At 66.6% G+C, this 22,208-nt stretch carries 18 protein-coding genes; 12 read left to right on the top strand and 6 right to left on the bottom strand.

Annotated elements, in window-relative coordinates; translation table 11 throughout:
* Nucleotides 1–34: 34 nt before the first annotated feature.
* Entirely contained in the window at nt 35–2,533 is a 2,499-nt protein-coding gene (locus QNO10_RS08755; protein ID WP_229947679.1) for a DNA gyrase/topoisomerase IV subunit A, read from the bottom strand.
* 154 nt (nt 2,534–2,687) lie between these two features.
* Between QNO10_RS08755 and QNO10_RS08750 the strand changes: the two genes are divergently transcribed.
* The 4 genes from QNO10_RS08750 (at nt 2,688) to QNO10_RS08735 (ending at nt 8,151) form a co-directional block, all read left to right on the top strand.
* Nucleotides 2,688–5,375, top strand: coding sequence for a bifunctional acetate--CoA ligase family protein/GNAT family N-acetyltransferase (locus QNO10_RS08750; protein WP_229947681.1), 2,688 nt, complete (start codon nt 2,688–2,690; stop codon nt 5,373–5,375).
* Nucleotides 5,376–5,436: 61 nt separating this feature from the next.
* Nucleotides 5,437–6,111: a DUF5998 family protein gene (locus QNO10_RS08745; protein ID WP_229947682.1), complete on the top strand. Its 675-nt coding sequence runs from the start codon at nt 5,437–5,439 to the stop codon at nt 6,109–6,111.
* Entirely contained in the window at nt 6,092–7,324 is a 1,233-nt protein-coding gene (locus tag QNO10_RS08740; RefSeq protein ID WP_229947684.1) for an alkaline phosphatase family protein, read from the top strand. The genes QNO10_RS08745 and QNO10_RS08740 overlap by 20 nt, the downstream gene beginning before the upstream one ends.
* A 2-nt stretch (nt 7,325–7,326) precedes the next feature.
* Nucleotides 7,327–8,151 (top strand): thymidine kinase, encoded by an 825-nt coding sequence (locus tag QNO10_RS08735; protein ID WP_229947686.1) that lies wholly within the window; start codon nt 7,327–7,329, stop codon nt 8,149–8,151.
* A 13-nt stretch (nt 8,152–8,164) separates the two neighbouring features.
* Here the strand turns inward: QNO10_RS08735 and QNO10_RS08730 are convergent, their stop codons facing one another.
* Together QNO10_RS08730 and sepH are read right to left on the bottom strand one after the other, a co-directional pair.
* Nucleotides 8,165–8,890, bottom strand: a complete 726-nt coding sequence (locus QNO10_RS08730) for an NADPH-dependent F420 reductase (RefSeq protein WP_229947688.1) — start codon at nt 8,888–8,890, stop codon at nt 8,165–8,167.
* Nucleotides 8,891–9,012: 122 nt separating this feature from the next.
* The gene (sepH, locus tag QNO10_RS08725; protein ID WP_229947690.1) at nt 9,013–10,329 is read right to left on the bottom strand and encodes a septation protein SepH; all 1,317 of its coding nucleotides are present in this window, start codon (nt 10,327–10,329) and stop codon (nt 9,013–9,015) included.
* A 314-nt stretch (nt 10,330–10,643) separates the two neighbouring features.
* Between sepH and QNO10_RS08720 the strand changes: the two genes are divergently transcribed.
* On the top strand, nt 10,644–10,943 hold the full coding sequence (locus QNO10_RS08720; RefSeq protein ID WP_229947694.1) for a DUF4193 domain-containing protein: 300 nt from the start codon (nt 10,644–10,646) through the stop codon (nt 10,941–10,943).
* A gap of 1 nt (nt 10,944) precedes the next feature.
* Here QNO10_RS08720 and QNO10_RS08715 read toward each other — a convergent pair whose 3' ends face one another.
* The gene (locus QNO10_RS08715; protein ID WP_229947697.1) at nt 10,945–11,415 is read right to left on the bottom strand and encodes a DUF3093 domain-containing protein; all 471 of its coding nucleotides are present in this window, start codon (nt 11,413–11,415) and stop codon (nt 10,945–10,947) included.
* A gap of 216 nt (nt 11,416–11,631) precedes the next feature.
* Here QNO10_RS08715 and dut point away from each other — a divergent pair, with 216 nt between their 5' ends.
* From dut to QNO10_RS08695, 4 genes are all read left to right on the top strand, one after another.
* Nucleotides 11,632–12,126 carry a dUTP diphosphatase gene (dut, locus tag QNO10_RS08710; protein ID WP_229948001.1) on the top strand — a complete coding sequence of 165 codons (495 nt, stop codon included), beginning with the start codon at nt 11,632–11,634 and terminating at the stop codon, nt 12,124–12,126.
* Nucleotides 12,127–12,215: 89 nt separating this feature from the next.
* Nucleotides 12,216–12,956, top strand: coding sequence for a DUF3710 domain-containing protein (locus QNO10_RS08705; RefSeq protein WP_229947699.1), 741 nt, complete (start codon nt 12,216–12,218; stop codon nt 12,954–12,956).
* A 3-nt stretch (nt 12,957–12,959) separates the two neighbouring features.
* Nucleotides 12,960–13,301: a single stranded DNA-binding domain-containing protein gene (locus QNO10_RS08700; protein WP_229947701.1), complete on the top strand. Its 342-nt coding sequence runs from the start codon at nt 12,960–12,962 to the stop codon at nt 13,299–13,301.
* On the top strand, nt 13,298–14,029 hold the full coding sequence (locus QNO10_RS08695; RefSeq protein ID WP_229947703.1) for a DUF3159 domain-containing protein: 732 nt from the start codon (nt 13,298–13,300) through the stop codon (nt 14,027–14,029). Before QNO10_RS08700 ends, QNO10_RS08695 begins: the two co-directional genes overlap by 4 nt.
* Here the strand turns inward: QNO10_RS08695 and QNO10_RS08690 are convergent.
* A complete protein-coding gene (locus tag QNO10_RS08690; RefSeq protein WP_229947705.1) occupies nt 13,924–14,712 on the bottom strand; it encodes a potassium channel family protein in 789 nt (262 codons plus the stop codon). The two genes, QNO10_RS08695 and QNO10_RS08690, sit on opposite strands and share 106 nt — an antisense overlap.
* The gene (locus QNO10_RS08685) at nt 14,709–15,383 is read right to left on the bottom strand and encodes a potassium channel family protein (RefSeq protein ID WP_229947707.1); all 675 of its coding nucleotides are present in this window, start codon (nt 15,381–15,383) and stop codon (nt 14,709–14,711) included. Before QNO10_RS08685 ends, QNO10_RS08690 begins: the two co-directional genes overlap by 4 nt.
* Before the next feature lie 199 nt (nt 15,384–15,582).
* Here QNO10_RS08685 and QNO10_RS08680 point away from each other — a divergent pair, with 199 nt between their 5' ends.
* The 3 genes from QNO10_RS08680 to dxs all read left to right on the top strand — a co-directional run bounded on the left by QNO10_RS08680 (nt 15,583) and on the right by dxs (nt 22,164).
* Complete coding sequence (locus tag QNO10_RS08680) at nt 15,583–16,872, top strand: class I SAM-dependent RNA methyltransferase (protein ID WP_229947709.1); 1,290 nt, start codon at nt 15,583–15,585, stop codon at nt 16,870–16,872.
* Between the two features lie 321 nt (nt 16,873–17,193).
* Complete coding sequence (locus tag QNO10_RS08675) at nt 17,194–20,019, top strand: aconitate hydratase (protein WP_229947711.1); 2,826 nt, start codon at nt 17,194–17,196, stop codon at nt 20,017–20,019.
* Between the two features lie 171 nt (nt 20,020–20,190).
* Complete coding sequence (dxs, locus tag QNO10_RS08670) at nt 20,191–22,164, top strand: 1-deoxy-D-xylulose-5-phosphate synthase (RefSeq protein WP_229947713.1); 1,974 nt, start codon at nt 20,191–20,193, stop codon at nt 22,162–22,164.
* Nucleotides 22,165–22,208: the final 44 nt, after the last annotated feature.

Here is a 22,208-nt window from a genome sequence, read left to right as displayed (position 1 = left end):
GACCGGCCCGGCCCCGTTAAACCCAGGTGGGCTGTCAGCCCAGGCTTGGCCCCACGCTGTCCACCGCGTTGGCCAGCGGCACACCGGATCCGTCCCGGCGTCCGTGCTCGGTGGGCAGTGCCCGGGCCACGCCGTTGGCGGCCGAGGCCTTGGCCGGACCGTGCCCGGCCCAGGCCACCGCGAGGGAATCCTCACCCTTCAGGAACCGGTGTGCCCGGACACCCGCCGTGGCGCGGCCCTTCGCCGGGTACTCGGCGAACGGCGTGACCTTCACCGACCCGCCGGGCGTGCCCGGCAGCGCCTCGGTGGTGGTGGAAACGGTGACGACGACGGCGTCCGGATCGTCAGCGGCCACGGTACCGAAGAACACCGCGGCGTCATCGGCCGCCAGCTTGATCCCGGCCACGCCACCCGCCGTGCGGCCCTGCGCACGGACCGTGGAGGCAGGGAAGTGCAGCAGCTGCGCGGAGCGGGTGATGAAGACCAGCTCATCCGTCTCCTCGGCGGCGACGGACACCCCGATCACCTCGTCCTTGGGCTTGAGCGTGATGGCTTCCCAGTCATCCCGGTTGAGGGGGTAATCGGGGTTGACCCGCTTGACCACTCCGTTCCGGGTGCCAATGGCCAGCACGGCGTTCAGCGGGACGAGTCCGACCAGCTTCTCGCCCTTGCCCAGGGTCATGAAGTCCTTGACCGGGACGCCGCCGGCAAGGTTGGGCAGTCCGGCGGTCGGGGGCAGGGCAGGGAGGTCCAGGACGGAAATCCGGATCATCCGGCCCGAGGAGGTGAGTGCGCCGATCTCTCCGCGCGCGGTGGTCTTCACCACCGAACGGAACACGTCGTGGCGGACCCGCTGCCCGCCTTCGACCAGCGGTTCCTGGTCCGACGTGCGGGCCACCTGGCCCGAGGCGGACAGGATGGCCCAGCAGGGATCGTCCGCGATTTCCAGCGGCAGGACCGCCTTGGCGCCCTTGCCGGCAGCTCCGGCTGCGGCGGTTACCGCAGCGCCCTTCAGGGGAGCGGCGGCTTCCGATTCAAGCAGGACCGTGCGCCGCGGCGTGGCGTACTTTGCGGCCACTTCGCCCAGTTCCGAGGACACCAGGGCACGCAGCCGCTGTTCCGAGCCCAGGATGGCCTCAAGCTCCTCGATGGCTTTCCGCAGCTCGTCCTGTTCCTTTTCAAGCTCGATGCGGGAGTATTTGGTCAGCTGCCGCAGGCGCAGCTCGAGGATGTGGCTGGCCTGGATTTCGGTCAGGTCGTAGACCGCCATCAGCCGTTCCCGTGCCTGGGCGGTTTCATCCGAGGACCGGATGATCTGGATGACCTCGTCGATATCCACAATGGCGATCAGCAGGCCTTCGACCAGGTGCAGCCGGTCCTTCTTGCGTCCCAGCCGGTAGGCGGTGCGGCGGCGGACCACGCCCAGGCGGTGCGCGACGTAGACCTGCAGCAGCTCGACCAGGCCCAGGGTCCGGGGCTGGCCGTCCACCAGGGTGACGTTGTTGATGCCGAAGGAATCCTCGATGGGGGTGAACTTGTACAGCTGGGCCAGCACGGCGTTGGGATTGAAGCCGTTCTTCAGCTCAATCACCAGGCGCAGCCCGTGGCTGCGGTCCGTCAGGTCCACAATGTCGGAGATGCCCTGCAGCTTCTTGGACGTCACTGCGTCCTTGATTTTTTCGATGACCTTTTCCGGGCCGACCATGTAGGGCAGTTCGGTGACCACCAGGCCGGTGCGGCGTGCGGTGAGCTGCTCCACCTCCACCTTGGCGCGTGTCTTGAACGAGCCACGGCCGGTGGCATAGGCATCGCGGATGCCGTCCAGGCCCACAATGCGCCCGCCGGTCGGCAGGTCGGGTCCCGGGATAAAACGCATCAGCTCGTCCAGGCCGGCGTCGGGATTGGCGATCAGGTGCTGCGTGGCGGCAATCACCTCGCCCAGGTTGTGCGGGGCCATGTTGGTGGCCATACCCACGGCAATGCCGGTGGTGCCGTTGACCAGCAGGTTGGGGAAAGCCGCGGGCAGTACTTCGGGCTGCTGGAGCTGGTTGTCATAGTTCGGAACGAAGTCCACTACGTCTTCGTCCAGGTGGTCCGTCATGGACAGGGCGGGCGCCGCCAGCCGTGCCTCGGTATAGCGGGCGGCGGCCGGGCCGTCGTCGAGCGAGCCGAAGTTGCCGTGTCCGTCAATCAGCGGCAGCCGCAGCGCCCAGTCCTGGGCCATGCGCACCATGGCGTCGTAAATGGCCGTGTCTCCGTGGGGGTGCAGCTTGCCCATCACCTCGCCCACCACGCGGGCGGACTTCACATGCCCGCGGTCGGGGCGCAGCCCCATGTCGGACATCATGTACAGGATGCGCCGCTGGACAGGCTTGAGCCCATCGCGCGCATCGGGGAGGGCACGCGAGTAGATCACCGAATAGGCGTACTCCAGGAAGGAGCCTTCCATCTCGGTGGTGACGTCTATGTCGATGATGTTCTCGGCGATCACTTCGCCGGGTACGGACTTGGAGACGGATTGGCGCCGGGCCATGCTGTTGTCGGGTCCTCGCAGTGGTAGGGAACTGAATCACACAGTAGTGGATCGCGCAGTACTGGCTCACGCAGTACGGAATCACGCAGTATTGGATAACGCAGTACGGAGTGGGCAGATGACTCTGGGGAAGAATGCCCACTACTCTGAGTCTATGGTGGAGCAGGGACATTACCCCGAATATTGGGAAGCCGACGTCGTGTTGCGTGACGGAGGCACGGGCCATCTGCGGCCCGTTTCCCCCTCGGATGCACAGGCGCTGCAGGCGTTCCATATGCGGCAGTCACAGAGCTCCATCTATCTCCGGTTCTTCACTTACAAGGCTAAGCTCACCAACAAGGAGCTGGAGCGCTTCACCAACGTCGATTACCGGAACCGTGTGGCCTTTGTCATCACCATAGGTGACGAAATTATCGGCATCGGCCGCTACGACCGCCTGGACGATCCCACCGAAGCTGAGGTCGCCTTCAACATTTCCGACGACCACCAGGGCCGCGGACTGGGGTCCATCCTGCTGGAACACCTTGCCGCCGCCGCCCGGGAAAACGGCATCCGCCGCTTCTCCGCCGAGGTGCTGCCCGAAAACCGCAAGATGATCGACGTGTTCGCGGACGCCGGGTACGAGGTCCGACGGCACTTTGACGACGGCGTGATCGCCCTGGACTTCAATATCGACCCCACGGAGAAGTCGCTGGCGGTCATGGAAGCCCGCGAGCACCGGGCCGAGGCCCGCAGCGTCGCGGACCTGCTCTCGCCGTCGTCTATCGCCGTCATCGGTGCCAGCCGCGAATGGGGTTCGGTGGGGTACCAGCTCCTGGAACACATCATCGAAGGCGGCTTCAAGGGTTCGGTGTATGCCATCAATCCGGAAGCCTTCGAACTGGCCGGCATGATCTCCTACAGCCGGATCGCCGATGTGCCGGAAACCGTCCAGCTGGCCGTTATTGCCGTCCCGTACGGGCAGGTCCTCGAAGTAGCGGATGAATGCGCCGCAGCGGGTGTGAAGGCCCTGCTGGTGGTCACCGCGGGCTTCGGCCCTAAGGGACCCGAGGGCCTGGCCCGGCAGCGTGACCTGGTCCGCCGGGCCCGCGCGCACGGCATGCGGGTGGTCGGGCCGGCGTCGCTGGGCCTGATCAACACGCGGCCGGATGTGTCCCTGAACGCTTCCATGGCGCCGGCCCTGCCCAAGCGCGGGGGACTGGGGCTGTTCAGCCAGTCGGCTGCCATCGGCGTGCTGCTGTACGCCACCGCCCAGCGACGTGCCCTCGGCTTGTCCTCCACCATCTCCGCGGGCAACCGGGCCGATGTCTCCGGCAATGACGCCATGCAGTACTGGGAGGACGACGCCGATACGCGGGTTGTCGCGATGTACCTCGAGTCGGTGGGCAACCCGCGTAAGTTCTCCCGGCTGGCCCGCCGGCTGGCCCGTACCAAACCGGTCATTGTCGCCAAGTCGGACGTCACCGGGCTCCAGCTTCCGCCGGGCCACGCCGTGCGGACCACGCAGGCGCCTCCCGGTGCACTGGACGCGATGCTGCGCCAATCCGGCGTCATCCGGGTGAGCACCAACGAACAGCTGATCGACGTGGCCCAGATTGCCGTCAGCCAGCCGCTGCCGCGCGGACGCCGGGTGGCCGTGTTCAGCAATTCGGCAGCGCTGGGCCGGGTCCTGGCCGATGCGTGCACCGGGCTCGACCTGGACATCACCCGCCTGGAGACGGATCTGGCCCTGGACACGGGCATGAGCGTCGCCCTGCCGCAGCTGCGCCGTACGGTCACCGAGGTACTGTCCGACGACGCCGTGGACGCCGGCGTCGTCGCGATCCTCCCGGCGCCGGGACTGCGGACCGAAGCGATAGCGGCGGCCCTGGCTGAATGCGTGCAGGCAACCGGCAAGCCGCTGGTTGCGGCCTTTACCGGCATCGTGGATCCCCGGGCCCACGTCGAGGGCCTGCTTGCCGCCGACCCCGATCTTCCAGGGGGAGGCCTGCCATGCTTCAGCAGCCCCGGAGCAGCAGTCACCGCCCTGGCGGCAGTGGTGCGCTACACCGAATGGGCCAACCGGGACCACGGCAGCTTCGTTGAACCGGCCGGCGTGGACTCCGAGGGAGCAAACGCCTGGATCGAATCACTGATGGACAGCGTGGAAGGGGACACCCTGACCCGGCTGGACCCGGAGCAGACGGCCAAGCTGCTGGAGTTCTACGGCGTCACCGTACTGCCCGCGGTCGGTTTCGACACACCTGACGAAGCCGTGGCCGCCGCAGACCTGCTGGGCTGGCCCGTTGCGGTGAAGACCCGGGACGGGCACCTGCGCCACCGCCTGGATCTTGGCGGGGTGCGGCTGAACATCGCCACCCCCGAGGCGCTGCGGACCAATATCGAACAGATGCACCAGGCGCTGCAGCGTTATGGCGACTTCGCCATGGAGGTCCAGTCCATGGCTGTCAGCGGGCAGGGCTGCCGGATCCGCGCCATCGAAGATCCACTGCTGGGTCCGGTGATCTCCTTCGGCCTTGCCGGCGACGCGACCGCCCTGCTGGACGACTGGGCGCACGGTGTGCCGCCGCTGACGGACCGCGACATTTCCGATCTGGTGCGCACTCCCCGCGCCGCCGCGAAACTGCTCGGCTACCAGGGCCTGCCCGAAGCCGACATAGCGGGGCTGGAGGACCTGATCGCCCGGCTGGCTGTCCTCAAGGACCAGCACCCGCAGATTGCCCTGATCGAAATCAACCCGGTCCTGGTGTCGGCCGGCGGCGTGACGGTACTGAGTGCCGACATCCGGCTGGGCCACCCGCAGCGGCGTACCGACAGTGCCCGGCGGGCAATGCGAGACTGATCTGCTGGTCCACCCGCGCGCCATTTAGGCATGAAGGGGCGGTCTGGGGGAAACTGGAACCATGTCGCCGTTACTTTCCGCTGAACGCCGCAGTCTTGACGCCTCCATGGAACGGGCAGGCTTCTATCCGACGCTTTTGGCCGACGTGGTCCACGATGCCCTGGACGGACGCGAACCGCTTTCCCACCTGATCCACCTTGAAACGCATTTTGAGCGTACCGAGGTGCACCGCCACATCACCGTCCTGGTCCTGACCGAGGACATGCTGGTGATCACACACGTGGATGACCAGCAGCTCGACGACGCCGGTGAGCAGATGATGGCGCAGGTCTCCACCGAGTCCGTACCCGTGACGCAGATCCGCTCGGTGGTGCTCGGGTACATGTATGCGCAGCCGCAGAACTACAAGCCGTCCGACCCGGCGCGTGAAATGACCCTCGCCATCGCCTGGTCCGGCGGACAGCGCCTGGACATGGGTCCGGCCGGCTGTGCGGATCCGCAGTGCGACGCGGACCACGGCTACACCGGAAACATTGCACAGGAGGACATTGTGCTCCGCGTCAGTGCGGAAGCGGACGGCGCGCAGGCGGTGCAGAACGCGAAGGCTTTCGCCCGCGCCCTGCGCAAGGTCAACACCGATACCACTGCGGTTCCCCGGCCGGTGGACGGCGGTGATCCCCGCCAGCGCATGCCCGGCATCGGGGGACGCTTCAACCGTGCCCACCCGCAGCGCTGACACCGTGGCAGCAATCCCCTCCGTCCCTGAATCCCTGCCCGCCGCGCCGGCCTATGGAAACCGTTCCGTAGCCGACGTGCTGTCCAGCGCTGCGGCGGTGCTGGGTGTGCCGGGCTATGAAAACCGGCTCTCCCTGCCCGCAGCCCGCCGGGTCTGCGTGGTTATGGTGGACGGGCTGGGCCTTTCACTGCTTCGGAAGCGTGCGGGCCACGCCCCGTTCCTCAAGGGTTTCCTGCCCACCGCCCGCACCCTCAGCGCGTCCTTCCCCACCACCACCGTGGCGTCACTGGCATCCCTGGGCACCGGGCTTGCCCCCGGCCGGCACGGACTGGTGGGCTACGACGTCCTGGATCCTGAACAGGACAAAGTGGTCAACATGCTCGGGTCCTGGGATGCAGGAGTCGATCCGTTGAAGTGGCAGCCCTATCCCACCATCCTCGAGAAGGCCGCTGAACACCTTCCGGTCGCCACGGTCAGCCTTCCCCGGTTCGCCGAGTCGCCGCTGACCCGTGCCGCGCTCCGGGGCGGCACGTTCATCCCGGCGACCGGTGTGCACGCCCGGGTATCCGCCGCCGTCGACGCCCTGGCCGGCGCGGACAGCATGCTTATGTACCTGTACTGGAACGAGCTGGACAAGGCCGGGCACCGGTACGGCGCGGCCTCTACGGAGTGGGGCAACGAGCTGGAAGAACTCGACAGTGCCCTGAAACGGCTCGTGGCCCGGGTACCGGCCGGCACCCTGGTGCTCCTGACCGCGGACCACGGCATGGTGGACGTTCCAGTGACGCAGCGGTTCGACTTCAGCACGCAGCCGGCACTGATCGACGGGGTCCGGCATACGGCGGGGGAGCCGCGGATGGTTCACCTGTATCTGCAACCGGATGCAGGCTCCGGTGCGCTTGACCGGCTTAAGGCCGCGTGGCAGGCCGCCTATGGCACCCGGGCCTGGGTTTTCACCCGGGACGAAGCCGTCCAGGCCGGCTATTTCGGGCCCGGGGTGGACGCTGCCGTGCTGCCCCGCATTGGTGACCTGATGATTGCCGCGCGCGAGCCCATTGCCCTGTTCGACACCCGCAGGGTCGCCGCCACGGCACTGGACGTCACGGGCCAGCACGGTTCCCTGACGCGTGCGGAGTGCGAGGTTCCCCTGCTCGTCCTCGCGCAGCCCGAACAACGTAAAAACAAGTCCTCCACGACGCAGGGCGGGAAGTAGCCATGGCCGAACTGGTCTTTTTCTCCGGCACCATGGACTGCGGCAAGTCGACGCTCGCACTCCAGATGGACTACAACCACAGTGCCCGCGGGCGCGGCGGGATCCTGTTCAGCCGCAATGACCGCGCAGGGGAATCGATGATTTCCAGCCGCCTCGGACTGCAGACTCCGGCCGTCGAAGTCCGTGATGACACGGATTTCTGGGCCGAGGTACGGACCTGCGGGGAATCCGGGCACAACGTGGACTACGTCATCTGCGATGAGGCACAGTTCTACAGCGCCGAACAGGTCGAGCAGCTGGCCTCCATCGTGGACGAAATGGACATTGACGTGTTTGCCTTCGGCATCACCTCCGACTTCAGGACGCGGCTCTTCCCCGGCTCGCAGCGCCTCGTGGAACTCGCAGACCGCATGGAGGTCCTCCAGGTGCGGGCCCTGTGCTGGTGCGGCCGGCGGGCGACCCACAACGCGCGGACCGTCGACGGCGTGATGGTGACCGAGGGGGACCAGGTGGTGGTGGGGGACGTCGAGTCCCGCACCCCTGCAGCCGCCGCCGAAACCGGCCACCCTCCGGTTGAGCATGAGCCCTTGTTCGAGGACCGGCCCTTATTCGACGATCAGCCCTTGTTCGACGCCGGCGACCTGATGGGTGCCGAAGGCACTGGATCCCCGGCGGGCACGGAGGCCGCAGGACCCGTAGTCGGCTATGAGACGCTCTGCCGCCGGCACTATATGCGCAGGGTTACGGCGCAGCAGGCGGCTGCCCTCGAGCAGGCCCAGGGGCCGGTGTGCTCCGTGGAATCCACGGCGGAGCGGTTCCCGCTTTAGGCGCCCAGCGCGTTCAGCCGGGGCGATAGGCAGACCGTTCCTTGAGCCGGCTTTCGATCCGCTGGGCCAACTGCAGGTTGTGGATGAGTTCGGCGCGGCTTTGTCCGTCGACATGGTGGCGCCACATGGGGGTGCCGGGCGCACTGCGCCACGATTCACTCAAGGGACTGTTGTCGACGGCGTCGAACCCAAGATCGTCGTAGAACCGGGTCACCAGCTCGACGGCGTCGGGGTAGTTGCTCGAGACGACCAACGCCTTTCGGTCCGGCGCTCCGGCCGGCCTCGCCAGGCGGAACAGGCCCGGCAGCGCGTCACTGGGGACCCTGAGGGAGAAACGCTCGTGGAACTGGATGTGCGAGAACGCCTTGGCGACCTTTGAGTCCGGCAGTTGCTCCTGGCGCAGCTCATGAATGGTTTTGCGGCCCGAGTCGACCTCGGGATAGTTTCCGTCCCGCCAGACCATGTAATTGTTGTTGTCGATCACGACCTTTCCCGCAAGTTCCTGAACCGGAAGCCGGTCGGAGGGCGAGTACGGGAAAGCAGTGAACGCGAAGGCCCCTGCCTCCGCCGCATCGGCCGCGCTTGCGGCGCGCGCCCGCGGGCCCAGCTCACTGACGAGTCCCTTCAGTGTCGCCGGTCCCCGCGAGTTGGCAATGACGATGTCATAACCGGCTGCGATCGCCGCGCGGGCAAGTGTGCTTCCCGCCTGGCCGGCGCCAAGAATGCCGATGGTGGTCACGGGTGATACTCCCTGTTCCGGTGGATGTACTGCGTACATCAAGCACCATATGAACAGTTTGACTACTCAACCAGAGTCCTCCCGGGACCCGGGCCCGGCAGGACCCCCGTCGATGGCAGGAGCTAGTCGCCCTTGGTGCCGAAGACAATCTCGTCCCACGAGGGAACCGAGGAGCGCTTCGGTTTGATGGAGCGCCGTTCCTGCGAGCCCTCATCCTTGGCTTCGCCCTTATCGGCGTCGGCGTCCTCCGGCCGCTGGCCCCGTCCACCGTTGGGGAGGCGGTCCCAGGGGAAATCGCGCCCGGCGTTCTTCCGTGCGGTGGATGCCGGTTCAACAGGTGCTGCTTCCTCCGCAACCTCGGGCCCGGGGTCTGCCGGCAGATCGGCAGCGGGCTCGTCGGCGGCAGCCGGCTCCTCTGTGCGTGCCGGACGGCGGCGGAACGGACGGGCCAGCACGCTGATTTCGCGGGTCTGGGTCACGCTTCCGGGAAGGGCCACCGGATCAACCGGGTCCTCGGTGTCCGTGGAGTCGACGGACGGTGCAAGGGTAAGCCGGCCGGTACGCGGACGCTTGGCATCCTCTTCGTCTGTGTCGGCGCTGCCGTCCCGCGGGTGTGCCGCAGGAACGGTGCCCTTGGAGAGCAGGCTCGCCAGTGCGTCGTCGCCGTCTTCGTCGCTGCCCAGCCGCTGGCCGCGCCGTGACCTCAGGACGTCGAGGATCCCGTCCGTGTCAGGTGCGCCGCCTTCGGCTTCGAAATCGAAGACGCGGTCCGCGACGGCGGTGAGCCGGCGGGTGGGCACGGGGGTGTCCAGCGGTTCCAGTTCGCTGAGCACCTGTGCCCAGCGGTTGGTGTTGGTGACGCTCTTGCGCAGCGGGCTGAAAATCCAGCGGGCGGGCGGTTCTTCGCCGATGGCGACGCGGGATTTCTCGGTCAACGCGAAGCGGGCCACAACTTCCCAGGTGCCGTCCGGGCGGCGCCAGGCGTCCCACTCGACGGAATCCGGGTCCACACCGAATGAGCGCAGCCGGTGGATCACCATGTCCCCGAGGTTTACCGGGTTCTCCCCGAAGGTGCTGCGGTAGCCGTCGTTGGTGGCGGACATCGGGGCTGCCACTTCCACGGCCCGGGCCTGCCCTGCGACGTATTCGCGTTCGGCGAGGACCGGACCCTCGTAGCGGCGGATGTGGGCAAGGTCGTGGCCGGAAAGTTCGGCCACCTCTTCTGCGCTGGCACCGGAGCGGATCCGGGCCTGGATATCCCGCGGGCTCATGCCGGCGCCTGCTGACGGAGCAGCCTGCGGCGCGGACCGGTGTGTGGGACGCGAGGCCGCCACCCGGAGGGCTTCGTCAATCCGAAGGCGGAAGGTTTCCCCGCCCTTGCCGCTTAACAGCAGATGTTCGCCACCTTCATGGACACCCACCAGCCGTAGATCCTGCATCAAAAAGTCCTCCACCCGATAGCAATTCCTTCTTGAAACAATGCCATCCCCAGCGGTGAAAACCTAAGCTTTGCCCGGGTGTGGCGGTTTTGGAAGGCCCGGCGGGACATCATCCGCGGGACCAAACGCGTGTCCGAACTGGGTCCGGTTCGCTTTTTGACGTGGGGTAGGTAAAAATCTCTGCGTTACGGGCACAAAACAGGTATCCGTGGCGTTGCTATGTGCGGGTCATGATGCGGGTCCGGGCAGCCGGTCCGCCGCAAGGGCCCTGACAGCAGCGAAGACCCGACAACCGGACGGCGAGACAAGACATTATGGCGACGGATTATGACGCCCCCCGCAAGACCGAGGAAGAGGCCGGCGAGGAGCCGGTAGCGGCGCTCCGGACCCGGCGTCACGACCCGCAGTCCGCGGTGGTGGACGAGGACGAGGCGGAGGCCGCCGACGGGTACGAGCTGCCTGGCGCGGACCTCTCCACCGAGGAGGTGCTGGTGCGCATCCTCCCTGCACAGGCGGACGAATTCACGTGTGCCTCCTGTTTCCTGGTCCGGCACCGTTCACAGATAGCCCTGGAAAAAGACGGAATGCTTTACTGCGTGGACTGCAGGGGGTAGGTCAGCGGCCGGAAGTGAGTGCTTCGACCAGCTTCTCGGGCCGGCGGGTGGACGTGAGCCAGTACGGCGTGCGGTCCGCCGGGTCGGTGATTTCGATGCGGACGACCGGCGAAATCCAGCCCCGGATGCACATGTAGGCGGTGGCGTTGAGTCCGGGACCGCGCTGCATGGTGGCGTCTTCGCCGCGGAAGGCTTCGACCTTGCCGATGAAGCGGCGCTCGATCTGCGCCCGGCCCACCTGCAGGGTGTCAGGGGTGACCCGGATCAGGGGAGTGGAGATCACCAGCAGCACGGCCAGGATGAGCGCGGCGACGACGGCCGCGGTGATGCCGGCTCCGACACTGATGGGTATAAAGACCAGAATGCAGGCGGCGGCAAGTGCGGCCGCAATGAACCAGATTCCGAAGGAAGGCGTGAGGCGTTCGCTGTACACCACGGTGTCGGCGGAGCTCTTTGCAGAAGGGGATGACATACCTCCAGCTTTTCACCTTTGGCAGCTTCTTTCATCCCGCGCCGTGCCGGTACCACGCAGCCCGGCTCCCGTACAGGAAAACGCGCTAAAGTGTGGTGGGTTGGCCGGGGGCCGGCCCCGGCGGCTCCGCCCGCCCGAATGCCACCCCCGAATGGCACCCCCGAATGCCAGACAGCGCGAGCAGCCGCCCCGGCTGCAGCAGTTGGCCATCTATGAATCAAATGGAAACCGGAGAAACTGGTGCAAGGTGCAGGGACAACCCTGAAGGTACAGCTCAAAATGCTCGACGACGGCCTGGAACCGCCGTCGTACGCGCACCCCGGCGATGCCGGAGCGGACCTCCGCTCCCGGATCGATTTCACCCTTGCTCCGGGGGAACGCCAACTGATTCCCACCGGTGTTTCGCTTGCTCTGCCTTTCGGCTACGCAGCGTTCGTACATCCCCGGTCCGGACTGGCCACCAAGCACGGGGTGAGCATCGTGAATGCGCCCGGCACCGTGGACGCGGGCTACCGCGGGGAAATTTCCGTCACCCTGATCAACACCGACCTCACGCAGCCGGTGACCCTGCAGCGCGGCGACCGGATTGCCCAGCTGGTGATCCAGCGGGTGGAAACCGCTGAATTTGTTCCCGTGGACGAGCTGCCGGATTCCGTCCGCGGCGCCGGCGGGTTCGGATCCACCGGTGGATTCACCGCCGTTCCGGCCTGACCCGCTTTACGCCGTCCGGGTATCCGGACGGCCGGCAGCAGCCGGCGGCCATACTAAGAACTTGCAGATGAGAGAGAAGGAACCTGGTTATGGCATTTGGGCGCCGTAAGAAATCCAAGGCAGAGGACGCAGCTGTGGAAACAGCTGCGGAAACCGCCGGTGAGACATCCACGGCAGAGACCGGCTCCGCCAGTGACGCCGGTGGCGCCGTGCAGGCTCCGGCCGCAGGCGGTCCCTACGATCTGAGTGAGCGTCCCTCCGAGGAGGGCTACGTTGATCTGGGCGCACTCCGGATTGCAGCCTCCCAGGGCCTGCAGCTGCGGCTGGAAGTCGAGGAGAAGACCCAACGCGTGGTTGCCGTGACCCTGGACCTGGAAGGGTCCAGCCTCCAGCTGCAGGCTTTCGCCGCCCCGCGTTCGGAGACCCTCTGGGACGACATCCGTGAGCAGATCGGCACATCGGTCGGCTCCCAGGGCGGCACCGTGGACGAACTCACCGGCACTTTCGGCACCGAGCTGCTGGCCAAGGTTCCGGCCCAGGCCCAGGACGGGTCCAAGGGATACCGTGTGGCCCGCTTCGTTGGTGTCGACGGTCCCCGCTGGTTCCTGCGCGGCGTGTTCGGCGGTCCGGCAGCGATGAACCCGGATGCCGCCGGTCCGCTGGAGGAAGTCTTCCGCAATGTGGTTGTGGTCCGGGGCGAGCAGCCCCTGCCGCCGCGTGACCTGCTGCAGCTGCGGCTGCCCCGCGACGCGTCCCCGCTCCCGCGTGCCAAGGACACCGCAAAGCCGGCCGCGCCGGAGCGCGGCCCTGAAATCACGACGATCGGCTAGGTTGTGCCAGCACCATCCGCTTCCACCCACAGCGCCAGCATCAAGACCCTGCCCGGACGCGGCCGGGCCTACTGCCGCGGCTATGTTTCGGCCATCACCGTGGTGCCGGCCAACGACCCGCCCCGGTTCACCGCCGTCGTGGAGGACTCGATGGCCGCGTACCGCGAAAACCCGCTGGCCCCGCGGCCCAAGGTGCGGCTGGTCTGGGTAGGACAGCGGCGGGTGCCGGGAATCGAAGCCGGCACCTATCTGGCCTTCGAAGGCATGGTCTCGGACGTCGACGGCCGGCCCACGATCTTTAACCCGCGATACGAAATCATTGGACGCCCGGAGGCCGACGCATGAGCACACCCCAGCAGCCGGACGACGGCCAGCCGGACCTGAACCAGCTGGCCGGGCAGTACGCCGCCAGATCCGGCGTCGAACGCCGTGACGACGGACAGATCGACGTGCTCAAGTCCGTGGGCGGGGTCCGTGGACTGGCCGAGGCGATCGTTCCCGGGCTGCTGTTCACCCTGCTTTACACCGTCGGGGCGGAGCTGAACCTCGCGCTCGGAGCAGCCGTGGCAGCCGCTGCCGTCTTCTCGGTGGCCAACCTCGTTCAGCGGCGTCCCCTGATGCAGTCCCTGACGGGAGTGGCCGGGGTCGCCATCTGCGCCTTCGTGGCGCTGCGCAGTGGCGACGGGGCCACGTTCTTCGTTCCCGGGTTCTACGTGAACGGCGCGTACATCCTGGCGTTCCTGGTCTCCATCGCGGTGAAATGGCCCGTCGCCGGCCTGCTGTTCGGTTTCATCCGCGGCGAAAACCTGGAATGGCGTACCGTGCCCGTGCGGCTGCGCGCCTACACGTGGGCCAGCTGGATCATTGTGGCGGTCTTTGCCCTGCGCCTGGCCGTCCAGCTTCCGCTCTACCTGGCGGGCAATGTCGCAGCGCTGGGCACCATGCGCCTGGCCATGGGTGTTCCGCTCTACGCGCTCGGACTCTGGCTGGCATGGGTGGTTTCCAAGCCTTCGGCCATTGTGCCGGCCGCCGGTTCCACAGGTTCGGCTTCCACGGCCCCGCCGGAGTCCTGACGCGCGTTCGCGGTCGCCTCGGCGGCCGCGGGGGACAGGACCGCCCGCAGCTCGTCTTCGGCGGCGATGGTGGTGATGAAGAACAGCTCGTCTCCCGGCTCCACGACGTCGTCGTTGCTGGGCGTGATCGGGGCGTCGTCCCGCAGGATCGCAACCACCGTGGCATCCAGGGGCCAGTCGATGGAACCCAGGGTCCGGCCCGTCAGGTGCGAGTCCGTAGGAACAGTGAACTCCACCATCGAAGACACACCCGTCTGAAGGGTCAGCAGCCGGACCAGGTCGCCGATTTCCACGGCTTCCTCCACCAGTGCCGTCATCAGGCGCGGCGTGTTCACGGCTACGTCCACACCCCAGGAATCGTTGAACATCCAGTCGTTCTTGGGATTGTTGACGCGGCCCACCGTCCGCGCCACGCCGAATTCGCTTTTCGCCAGCAGCGAGACCACAAGGTTGACCTTGTCATCGCCGGTGGCTGAAACCACGACGTCGGCCTCCTCCAGGAGCGCGTCCTTCAACGTGGTCAGCTCGCACGCGTCGCCGATGAGCCACCGCGCTCCGCGCAGGCCGCTGCGGCCCACACATTCGGGTTTCTCATCAATCAGCAGCACATCGTGGCCGTGGCCCAACAGCTCCTTGGCAATGGACGATCCCACGCTGCCGGCGCCGGCAATCACAACTTTCACAGGGACTCCTTGGCTGGTTCCTTGGACAGGATCTTGCTGATTTCGGCTGTGCGGTCCACGGACATCATGGCGTGCAGGACATCACCTTCCTGATAGCTGCTGTCCGGGCGCGGGAGGATTCCTTCCCCGAACCGGGTGATGTAGGCAATCCGGACACCCGCTGCGGTCTCGATGCTTCCCAGCGAGCGGCCCAGCCAGCCTTCATGCAGGGACAGCTCACCGAGGATCAGCCGGCCGGAGGATTCGCGGAAGTCACCGTTGATGCTCTGCTCGGGCAGGATCCTGCGCAGCACCTGGTCGGCGCTCCACCGCACGGCGGCGACCGTGGGAATACCGAGGCGCTGGTAGATTTCCGCGCGTCCCGGATCGTAGATGCGTGCGACGACGTGGCCGACGTGGAAGGTTTCGCGGGCCACCCGGGTGGCCAGGATGTTGGAGTTGTCACCGCTGGACACAGCGGCGAAGGCGTACGCCTCTTCGATGCCCGCCGCCTTCAGCGTCTCGCGGTCAAAGCCGACGCCGGTCACCTTTCGTCCGGTGAACGTCTGCCGGAGCCGGCGGAAAGCCCGCTCGTCCTGGTCGATGATGGCGACCGAATGGCCGGCATTATCCAGGGTATGCGCGAGGCTGACGCCGACGCGCCCGCACCCCATGATCACGTAATGGGCCAACTGCCCTACCTCGGTTTCGGTTTGGTCCTGTAGTTGATTGCCGTGCCGGGGGACCGGCCGTACCGGGCCGGTTCTGCCTGCCCGTACCTAAAAAACAATCAACGCCAGCTTAGTCCTGACGGCGGCCCAAATAGCACCGGGCTCCGCTCTCGTGGTGAGATGGACTTTTAGGTCCCTTTGAAGGAAGTACTGCACCCCCATGACGATTGAACTCACCATCGGTGCCCCGGCCCACGGCGGCCATTTTGTAGCCCGGCACGAAGGACGCGTCGTGTTTGTCCGGCACGGCCTCCCGGGGGAGCGGGTCCGGGTCCGGCTTACCGAGTCCGGCGAAGACGCCAAGTTCTGGCGGGGAGACGTTGTGGAAGTCCTCGAAGCCGCCGAGGGACGCCGGGAGCATTTCTGGAAGGACGCGGACGCCCTGCGCGCCGCGGCCCGCGGCAAGCTGCCCGTGGGTGGGGCCGAGTTCGGCCACATCGACCTGCCGGTCCAGCGCCGCCTCAAGGCAGAGGTCTTCGCGGAGCAGCTGCAGCGCCTAGGCGGCACAGACCTGGTTCCCGAGGTTGAACCTGCCGCGGACGAAAGCGCCGATGGCCTGGGCTGGCGTACGCGGGTCAGTTTCACCGTGGCACCCAGCGGTCGGCTGGCGATGCATGCCCACCGCTCAGATGAGCTGATTCCGGTCGAGGCGATGCCCTTGGCCACCGATTCGATCAACGCCCTGCGGCTGTGGGAGGCGGATTTCACCGGTATCGACCGTGTGGAGATAGCTGCTCCGGCGGTGGGCGGCCCGCCCCTGGTCCTGCTGATCCCTGCGCCGGGAACCCATCCGCGGGTGCCGGCCCGGATCGCCGGGTCCCTGCCCGACGGCATGTCCGTGGCCGCCTGGGATCCGGAAAGCCATGAGCTCACCCGGTTGAAGGGACGGACCTGGGTGCAGGAAACGGTCCTGGGCCACGACTACCGGGTGACCGGTGCCGGGTTCTGGCAGATCCACCGTTCGGCCCCGCAGACCCTGGCCGGCGCGGTCCTCGAGGGCCTGGACGTGCAGTCCGGGGAATCCGTGGCGGACCTCTACGCCGGTGCCGGGCTGTTCACGGCACCCCTGGCGGCGGCAGCCGGTGAATCCGGCCGTGTGCTCTCGGTGGAAGGTTCCCCGGGCGCCAGCCGCGATGCCCGCAAGAACCTCTTCGCCGCACCCCAGGTGCAGATCAGCCAGGGCCGGGTGGACAAGATGCTCCGCGATGCCGGGGACCTCGACGTCGTGCTCCTGGATCCGCCGCGGGTCGGAGCCGGAAAGACAGTGGTGGAGCAGATCGATGCTGCCGCGCCCCGGGTGGTCGGCTATGTGTCCTGCGATCCCGCGTCCTTCTCCCGTGACCTGGGCTATTTCCGCAGCGCCGGGTGGGAAATGGACACCCTGCGGGTGTTCGACCTGTATCCGCACACCCACCACATGGAGTCCTTCGCCGTCCTGCGGAAGCGCTAGCCGGCCGCCGTCGGGGTCCCGGCGCCGCCCGGCAGGGCGTCCCGGGATCCCCGTCACGACGCGTCGTGGCCCATATCTCCTCCGGGCGCCCCTGTAAAGGCTAGGATGGGAGGCAGTTGTCCAGTCCTGCGCCTTTTACGGGGGAGTTTCCGGGGAGTTTTCCACTTTCGGGGGAATCATTGCCCAGGCAGGGGGCCTGTGTCGGCGGGAAATGAACCACCGGTTTCCTTGCCGCCCCTTTTGTCCGACTCTTAGGGAAACCTAACTGGCGGGCAGTTGTGACCTGGACAAAGATAACAAGGTGGCGAGAGGAGTCCTGTTATGACTAATGTGGACAGCTTCGGATCCAAGGGCGTCTTAGACGTCAAAGGTTCCGAGTATGAAATTTTCCGGCTGAATTCCGTCGAAGGCGCCCAGAGCCTTCCGTTCAGCCTCAAGGTCCTGCTGGAGAACCTGCTCCGCACCGAAGACGGTGCGAACATCACCGCGGACCACGTACGCGCCCTGGCGCAGTGGGATGCGGACGCAGAGCCCAGCACCGAAATCCAGTTCACCCCGGCACGGGTGATCATGCAGGACTTCACCGGCGTACCCTGCATCGTCGACCTGGCCACCATGCGTGAGGCCGTTGCCGATCTCGGCGGCGACCCCAAGCGCGTGAACCCCCTGGCACCTGCCGAAATGGTCATTGACCACTCCGTGCAGATCGATGCCTTCGGCAACTCGGGCGCCCTCGAGCGCAACATGGAGATTGAGTACCAGCGCAACGGCGAGCGGTACCAGTTCCTCCGGTGGGGCCAGACGGCCTTCGACGACTTCAAGGTCGTTCCCCCGGGAATGGGCATTGTGCACCAGGTCAACATCGAGTACCTGGCCCGTACCGTCATGACCCGTGAAGTTGACGGCGTCCTGCGTGCCTACCCCGACACCTGCGTCGGCACCGACTCCCACACCACCATGGTCAACGGCCTGGGTGTGCTCGGCTGGGGCGTTGGCGGCATTGAGGCCGAAGCAGCAATGCTCGGCCAGCCCGTCTCCATGCTGATCCCGCGCGTCGTCGGCTTCAAGCTGACCGGCGAGATCCCCGCCGGTGCCACGGCAACCGACGTCGTCCTGACGATCACCGAAATGCTGCGCAAGCACGGCGTGGTCGGCAAGTTCGTGGAGTTCTACGGTGAAGGCGTCGGCGCAGTTCCGCTGGCCAACCGCGCCACCATCGGCAACATGAGCCCGGAATTCGGTTCCACTGCGGCGATCTTCCCGATCGACGACGTGACGCTCGAATACCTGCGCCTCACGGGCCGCTCCGAAGAGAACGTGGATCTCGTTGAGGCCTACGCCAAGGAACAGGGCCTCTGGCACGATCCGTCCAAGGAGATCAAGTACTCCGAGTACCTGGAACTGGACCTGTCCACGGTGGTTTCCTCCATCGCAGGCCCGAAGCGTCCCCAGGACCGTGTGGAACTGACCAACGCCAAGACGCAGTTCCGCAATGACCTGAAGAACTACGTCCACGAAACCGTTGAAGCCAAGAACGGCACCGTCGACGAGACGCTGGAAGAGACCTTCCCGGCCTCCGACGCCCCCTCGTTCAACGCGAACGCCACCACGGTTGAAGACCACGAGCACGACCTGGTTGCCGAGGCGGATGCTCCCGCCCACCGCGCCACGAACTCCGTGCCGGTCACCATGGCGGACGGCCGCACGTTCGACCTGGACCACGGCGCAGTGACGATCGCTTCGATCACCTCCTGCACCAACACGTCCAACCCCTCCGTGATGATGGCCGCCGCAGTGCTGGCCCGCAACGCGGTGGACAAGGGCCTGGCGTCCAAGCCGTGGGTCAAGACCTCCGTCGCCCCGGGCTCGAAGGTCGTCACGGACTACTACGAGAAGTCCGGCCTGATTCCGTACCTCGAGAAGCTCGGCTTCTTCGTAGTCGGCTACGGCTGCGCCACCTGCATCGGTAACTCCGGTCCCCTCGAAGAGGAAATCTCCGAAGCGATCAACGAAGCAGACCTCGCGGTCACCGCGGTGCTCTCGGGCAACCGTAACTTCGAAGGCCGCATCAACCCGGACGTGAAGATGAACTACCTGGCCTCCCCGCCGCTGGTAGTCGCCTACGCCCTGGCCGGCACCATGGACTTCGACTTCGAGAATGACCCGCTGGGCCAGGACGAAGCCGGACACGACATCTACCTCAAGGACATCTGGCCGAACCCGGTCGAGGTCCAGCAGATCATCGATGCCTCCATCGACCAGAAGATGTTCAGCGACAGCTACAACACCATCTTCGAAGGCGACGAGCGCTGGCAGTCCCTGCCCACTCCCGAGGGTGCGACCTTCGAGTGGGATGCGGAGTCCACGTACGTCCGGAAGCCCCCGTACTTCGAGGGCATGAAGGCCGAGCCGGAACCCGTCTCGGACATCTCCGGCGCACGCGTGCTGCTGAAGCTGGGCGACTCGGTCACCACCGACCACATCTCCCCGGCCGGCTCCTTCAAGTCCGACACTCCTGCGGGCAAGTACCTGCTGGAGCACGGTGTGGCCCGCAAGGACTTCAACTCCTACGGCTCCCGCCGTGGCAACCACGAAGTCATGATCCGCGGCACCTTCGCCAACATCCGCATCAAGAACCAGCTGCTCGACGGCGTTGAAGGCGGTTTCACCCGTGACTTCAGCCAGGCCGACGCACCGCAGGCTGCCGTTTACGATGCCGCGATGAACTACCAGGCCGCCGGCACTCCGCTGGTTGTCCTGGCCGGCAAGGAATACGGATCCGGTTCCTCGCGTGACTGGGCAGCCAAGGGCACCGCACTGCTGGGCGTCAAGGCCGTCATCGCCGAGAGCTACGAGCGTATCCACCGCTCCAACCTCATCGGCATGGGCGTCCTTCCGCTGCAGTACCCGGCCGGCGTCAACGCCGAGTCGCTGGGCCTCACCGGTACGGAAACCTTCTCCGTTGAAGGCGTCACCGAACTGAACAACGGGACCACGCCCAAGACCGTCCGGGTCACGGCCACCCCCGAAAACGGCGAAGCCATCACGTTCGATGCGGTCCTCCGCATCGATACGCCGGGCGAAGCCGACTACTACCGCAACGGCGGCATCCTGCAGTACGTACTGCGCCAGATCTCCGCAAAGTAGTAAACGCACCACGTTCAGGGCTCCGTTTCCCCGATCCGTCCAGAGGGCGGAGGAGGGGAAACGGGGCCCTGAAGCGTTGGGTAGGAACCGCGCAGCGCACGCCGCGCGTTAGAGTTAATCCATTGCGACGGTGTGCAGTGCCGCCGATTACGACTCAAGGGAGGCACCCTGTTGGGACTTCTGGAAACAATCCGGGATCCTCGGGACCTCAGCAGGCTTTCGCTGACCCAGCTAAAGCGTCTTGCTGAAGAGATCCGTTCATTCCTGATCACCAACGTTGCACAGACCGGCGGACACCTGGGCCCGAACCTGGGCGTGGTGGAACTGACCATGGGCATCCACCGGGTCTTTGATTCCCCGCGGGACAGCATCGTCTTCGACACCGGGCACCAGTCCTACGTGCACAAGATCCTCACCGGGCGCCAGGACTTCGCCACGCTGCGCCAGCAGGGCGGCATGTCCGGCTATCCCTCGCGCGCGGAATCGGTCCACGACATCGTCGAGAGTTCCCACGCTTCCTCCTCCCTCTCCTGGGCGGACGGCATCTCCCGGGCCCGCCAGCTCAACGGCGAAGGCGACCGGTACACCGTGGTTATGGTCGGCGACGGTGCCCTGACCGGCGGTATGGCCTGGGAAGCACTGAACAATATTGCCGCTGACCAGCGGCGCCGCGTGGTGATCGTGGTCAATGACAACGGCCGCTCCTACGCCCCGACCATCGGCGGCGTGGCGGACTACCTGGCCTCCCTGCGTCCCACCATTGACGCGGTGCGTACCCACCACGCGTACGAAAACACCCTCGGGTGGTGGCGCCACCGCCTGCAGCAGGGCGGCCCGGCCGGCCGGTTCGCCTACCGGAGCCTGCACGCTGCCAAGAAGGGCATCAAGGACTGGTGGACGCCGCAGGGCCTGTTCGAGGACCTCGGCATGAAGTACGTGGGACCGATCGACGGACACGACATCGACGCCGTCGAACGCGCACTGCAGAAGGCCAAGAACTATGCCGGCCCCGTGATTGTGCACGCGATGACCGAGAAGGGCCGCGGCTACGCTCCGGCCCGTGCCCACGAGGCGGACCAGTTCCATGCCGTAGGCATCATCGATCCCGAAACCGGCGCCCCGGTGGCACCGGGCGGCAAGGAATCCTGGACGTCCGTGTTCGCTACGGAAATCGCCGACATCGCGGACGAACGGTCCGACATTGTCGGAATCACCGGCGCGATGCTCATTCCCGTGGGTCTGCACCGGTTCGCCGAGCGGCACCCGGACCGCGTGATCGACGTCGGCATTGCCGAGCAGCACGCCCTCACCTCCGCCGCGGGCATGGCCTTCGGCGGGCTGCACCCGGTGGTGGCGCTCTACGCCACGTTCCTGAACCGCGCCTTTGACCAGCTGCTGATGGATGTTGCCCTCCACAAGGCCGGCGTCACGATTGTGCTGGACCGTGCCGGTGTCACCGGTCCGGACGGCGCCAGCCACCACGGCATGTGGGACATGTCCATGCTGCAGATCGTTCCCGGACTGCACCTGGCCGCTCCGCGCGACGCCACCCGGCTGAAGGAGGAACTGCGCGAAGCCGTAGCCATCTCCGATGCGCCCAGTGTGGTGCGGTTCTCCAAGGGCACCGTGGGCCGCGACATCGACGCCGAGGAGCGGACCTCCGACGGTGTGGACATCCTGGCCCGCCGTCCCGCCGGGGACAGCTCCAACGACGTGCTGATCGTCAGTGTGGGCGCCATGGCGGATATTGCCCTCGACGTCGCCGGCCGGCTGGGGGACCAGGGCATCAGCTCCACCGTGGTGGACCCGCGCTGGGTGCTGCCGGTGCCGCGGTCCATCATCGATATCGCCGCCGACCATCGGATCGTCATCGTGATCGAGGACGGTGTGCGTGCCGGCGGCGTCGGCTCGCGGATCCGGCAGGAAATGCGGTCCGCAGGCGTCGACACCGCACTGAACGAGGTAGGTCTCCCGGCAGAATTCCTGGACCACGGCAGCCGCAGCGAGGTGCTGGAGCGGGTGGGACTGACCGCCCGGCAGATCGCCAACGACGTCGTCGCCCAGGTCCTGGGTACCAAGGTGCCGTTTGCCCGGCCCCTGCCCGGCTCCGACATACCGACGGGTCAGGTACCCAAAATCCAGTAGCCGCGCCAGGCCCGCCGGCGCGGGCCGCCGTTGAAGGGGTGTAA

The sequence above is a fragment of the Arthrobacter sp. zg-Y919 genome (assembly GCF_030142045.1).
GTDB lineage: Bacteria > Actinomycetota > Actinomycetes > Actinomycetales > Micrococcaceae > Arthrobacter_B.
This window is presented reverse-complemented; position numbering and strand designations above follow the sequence as displayed.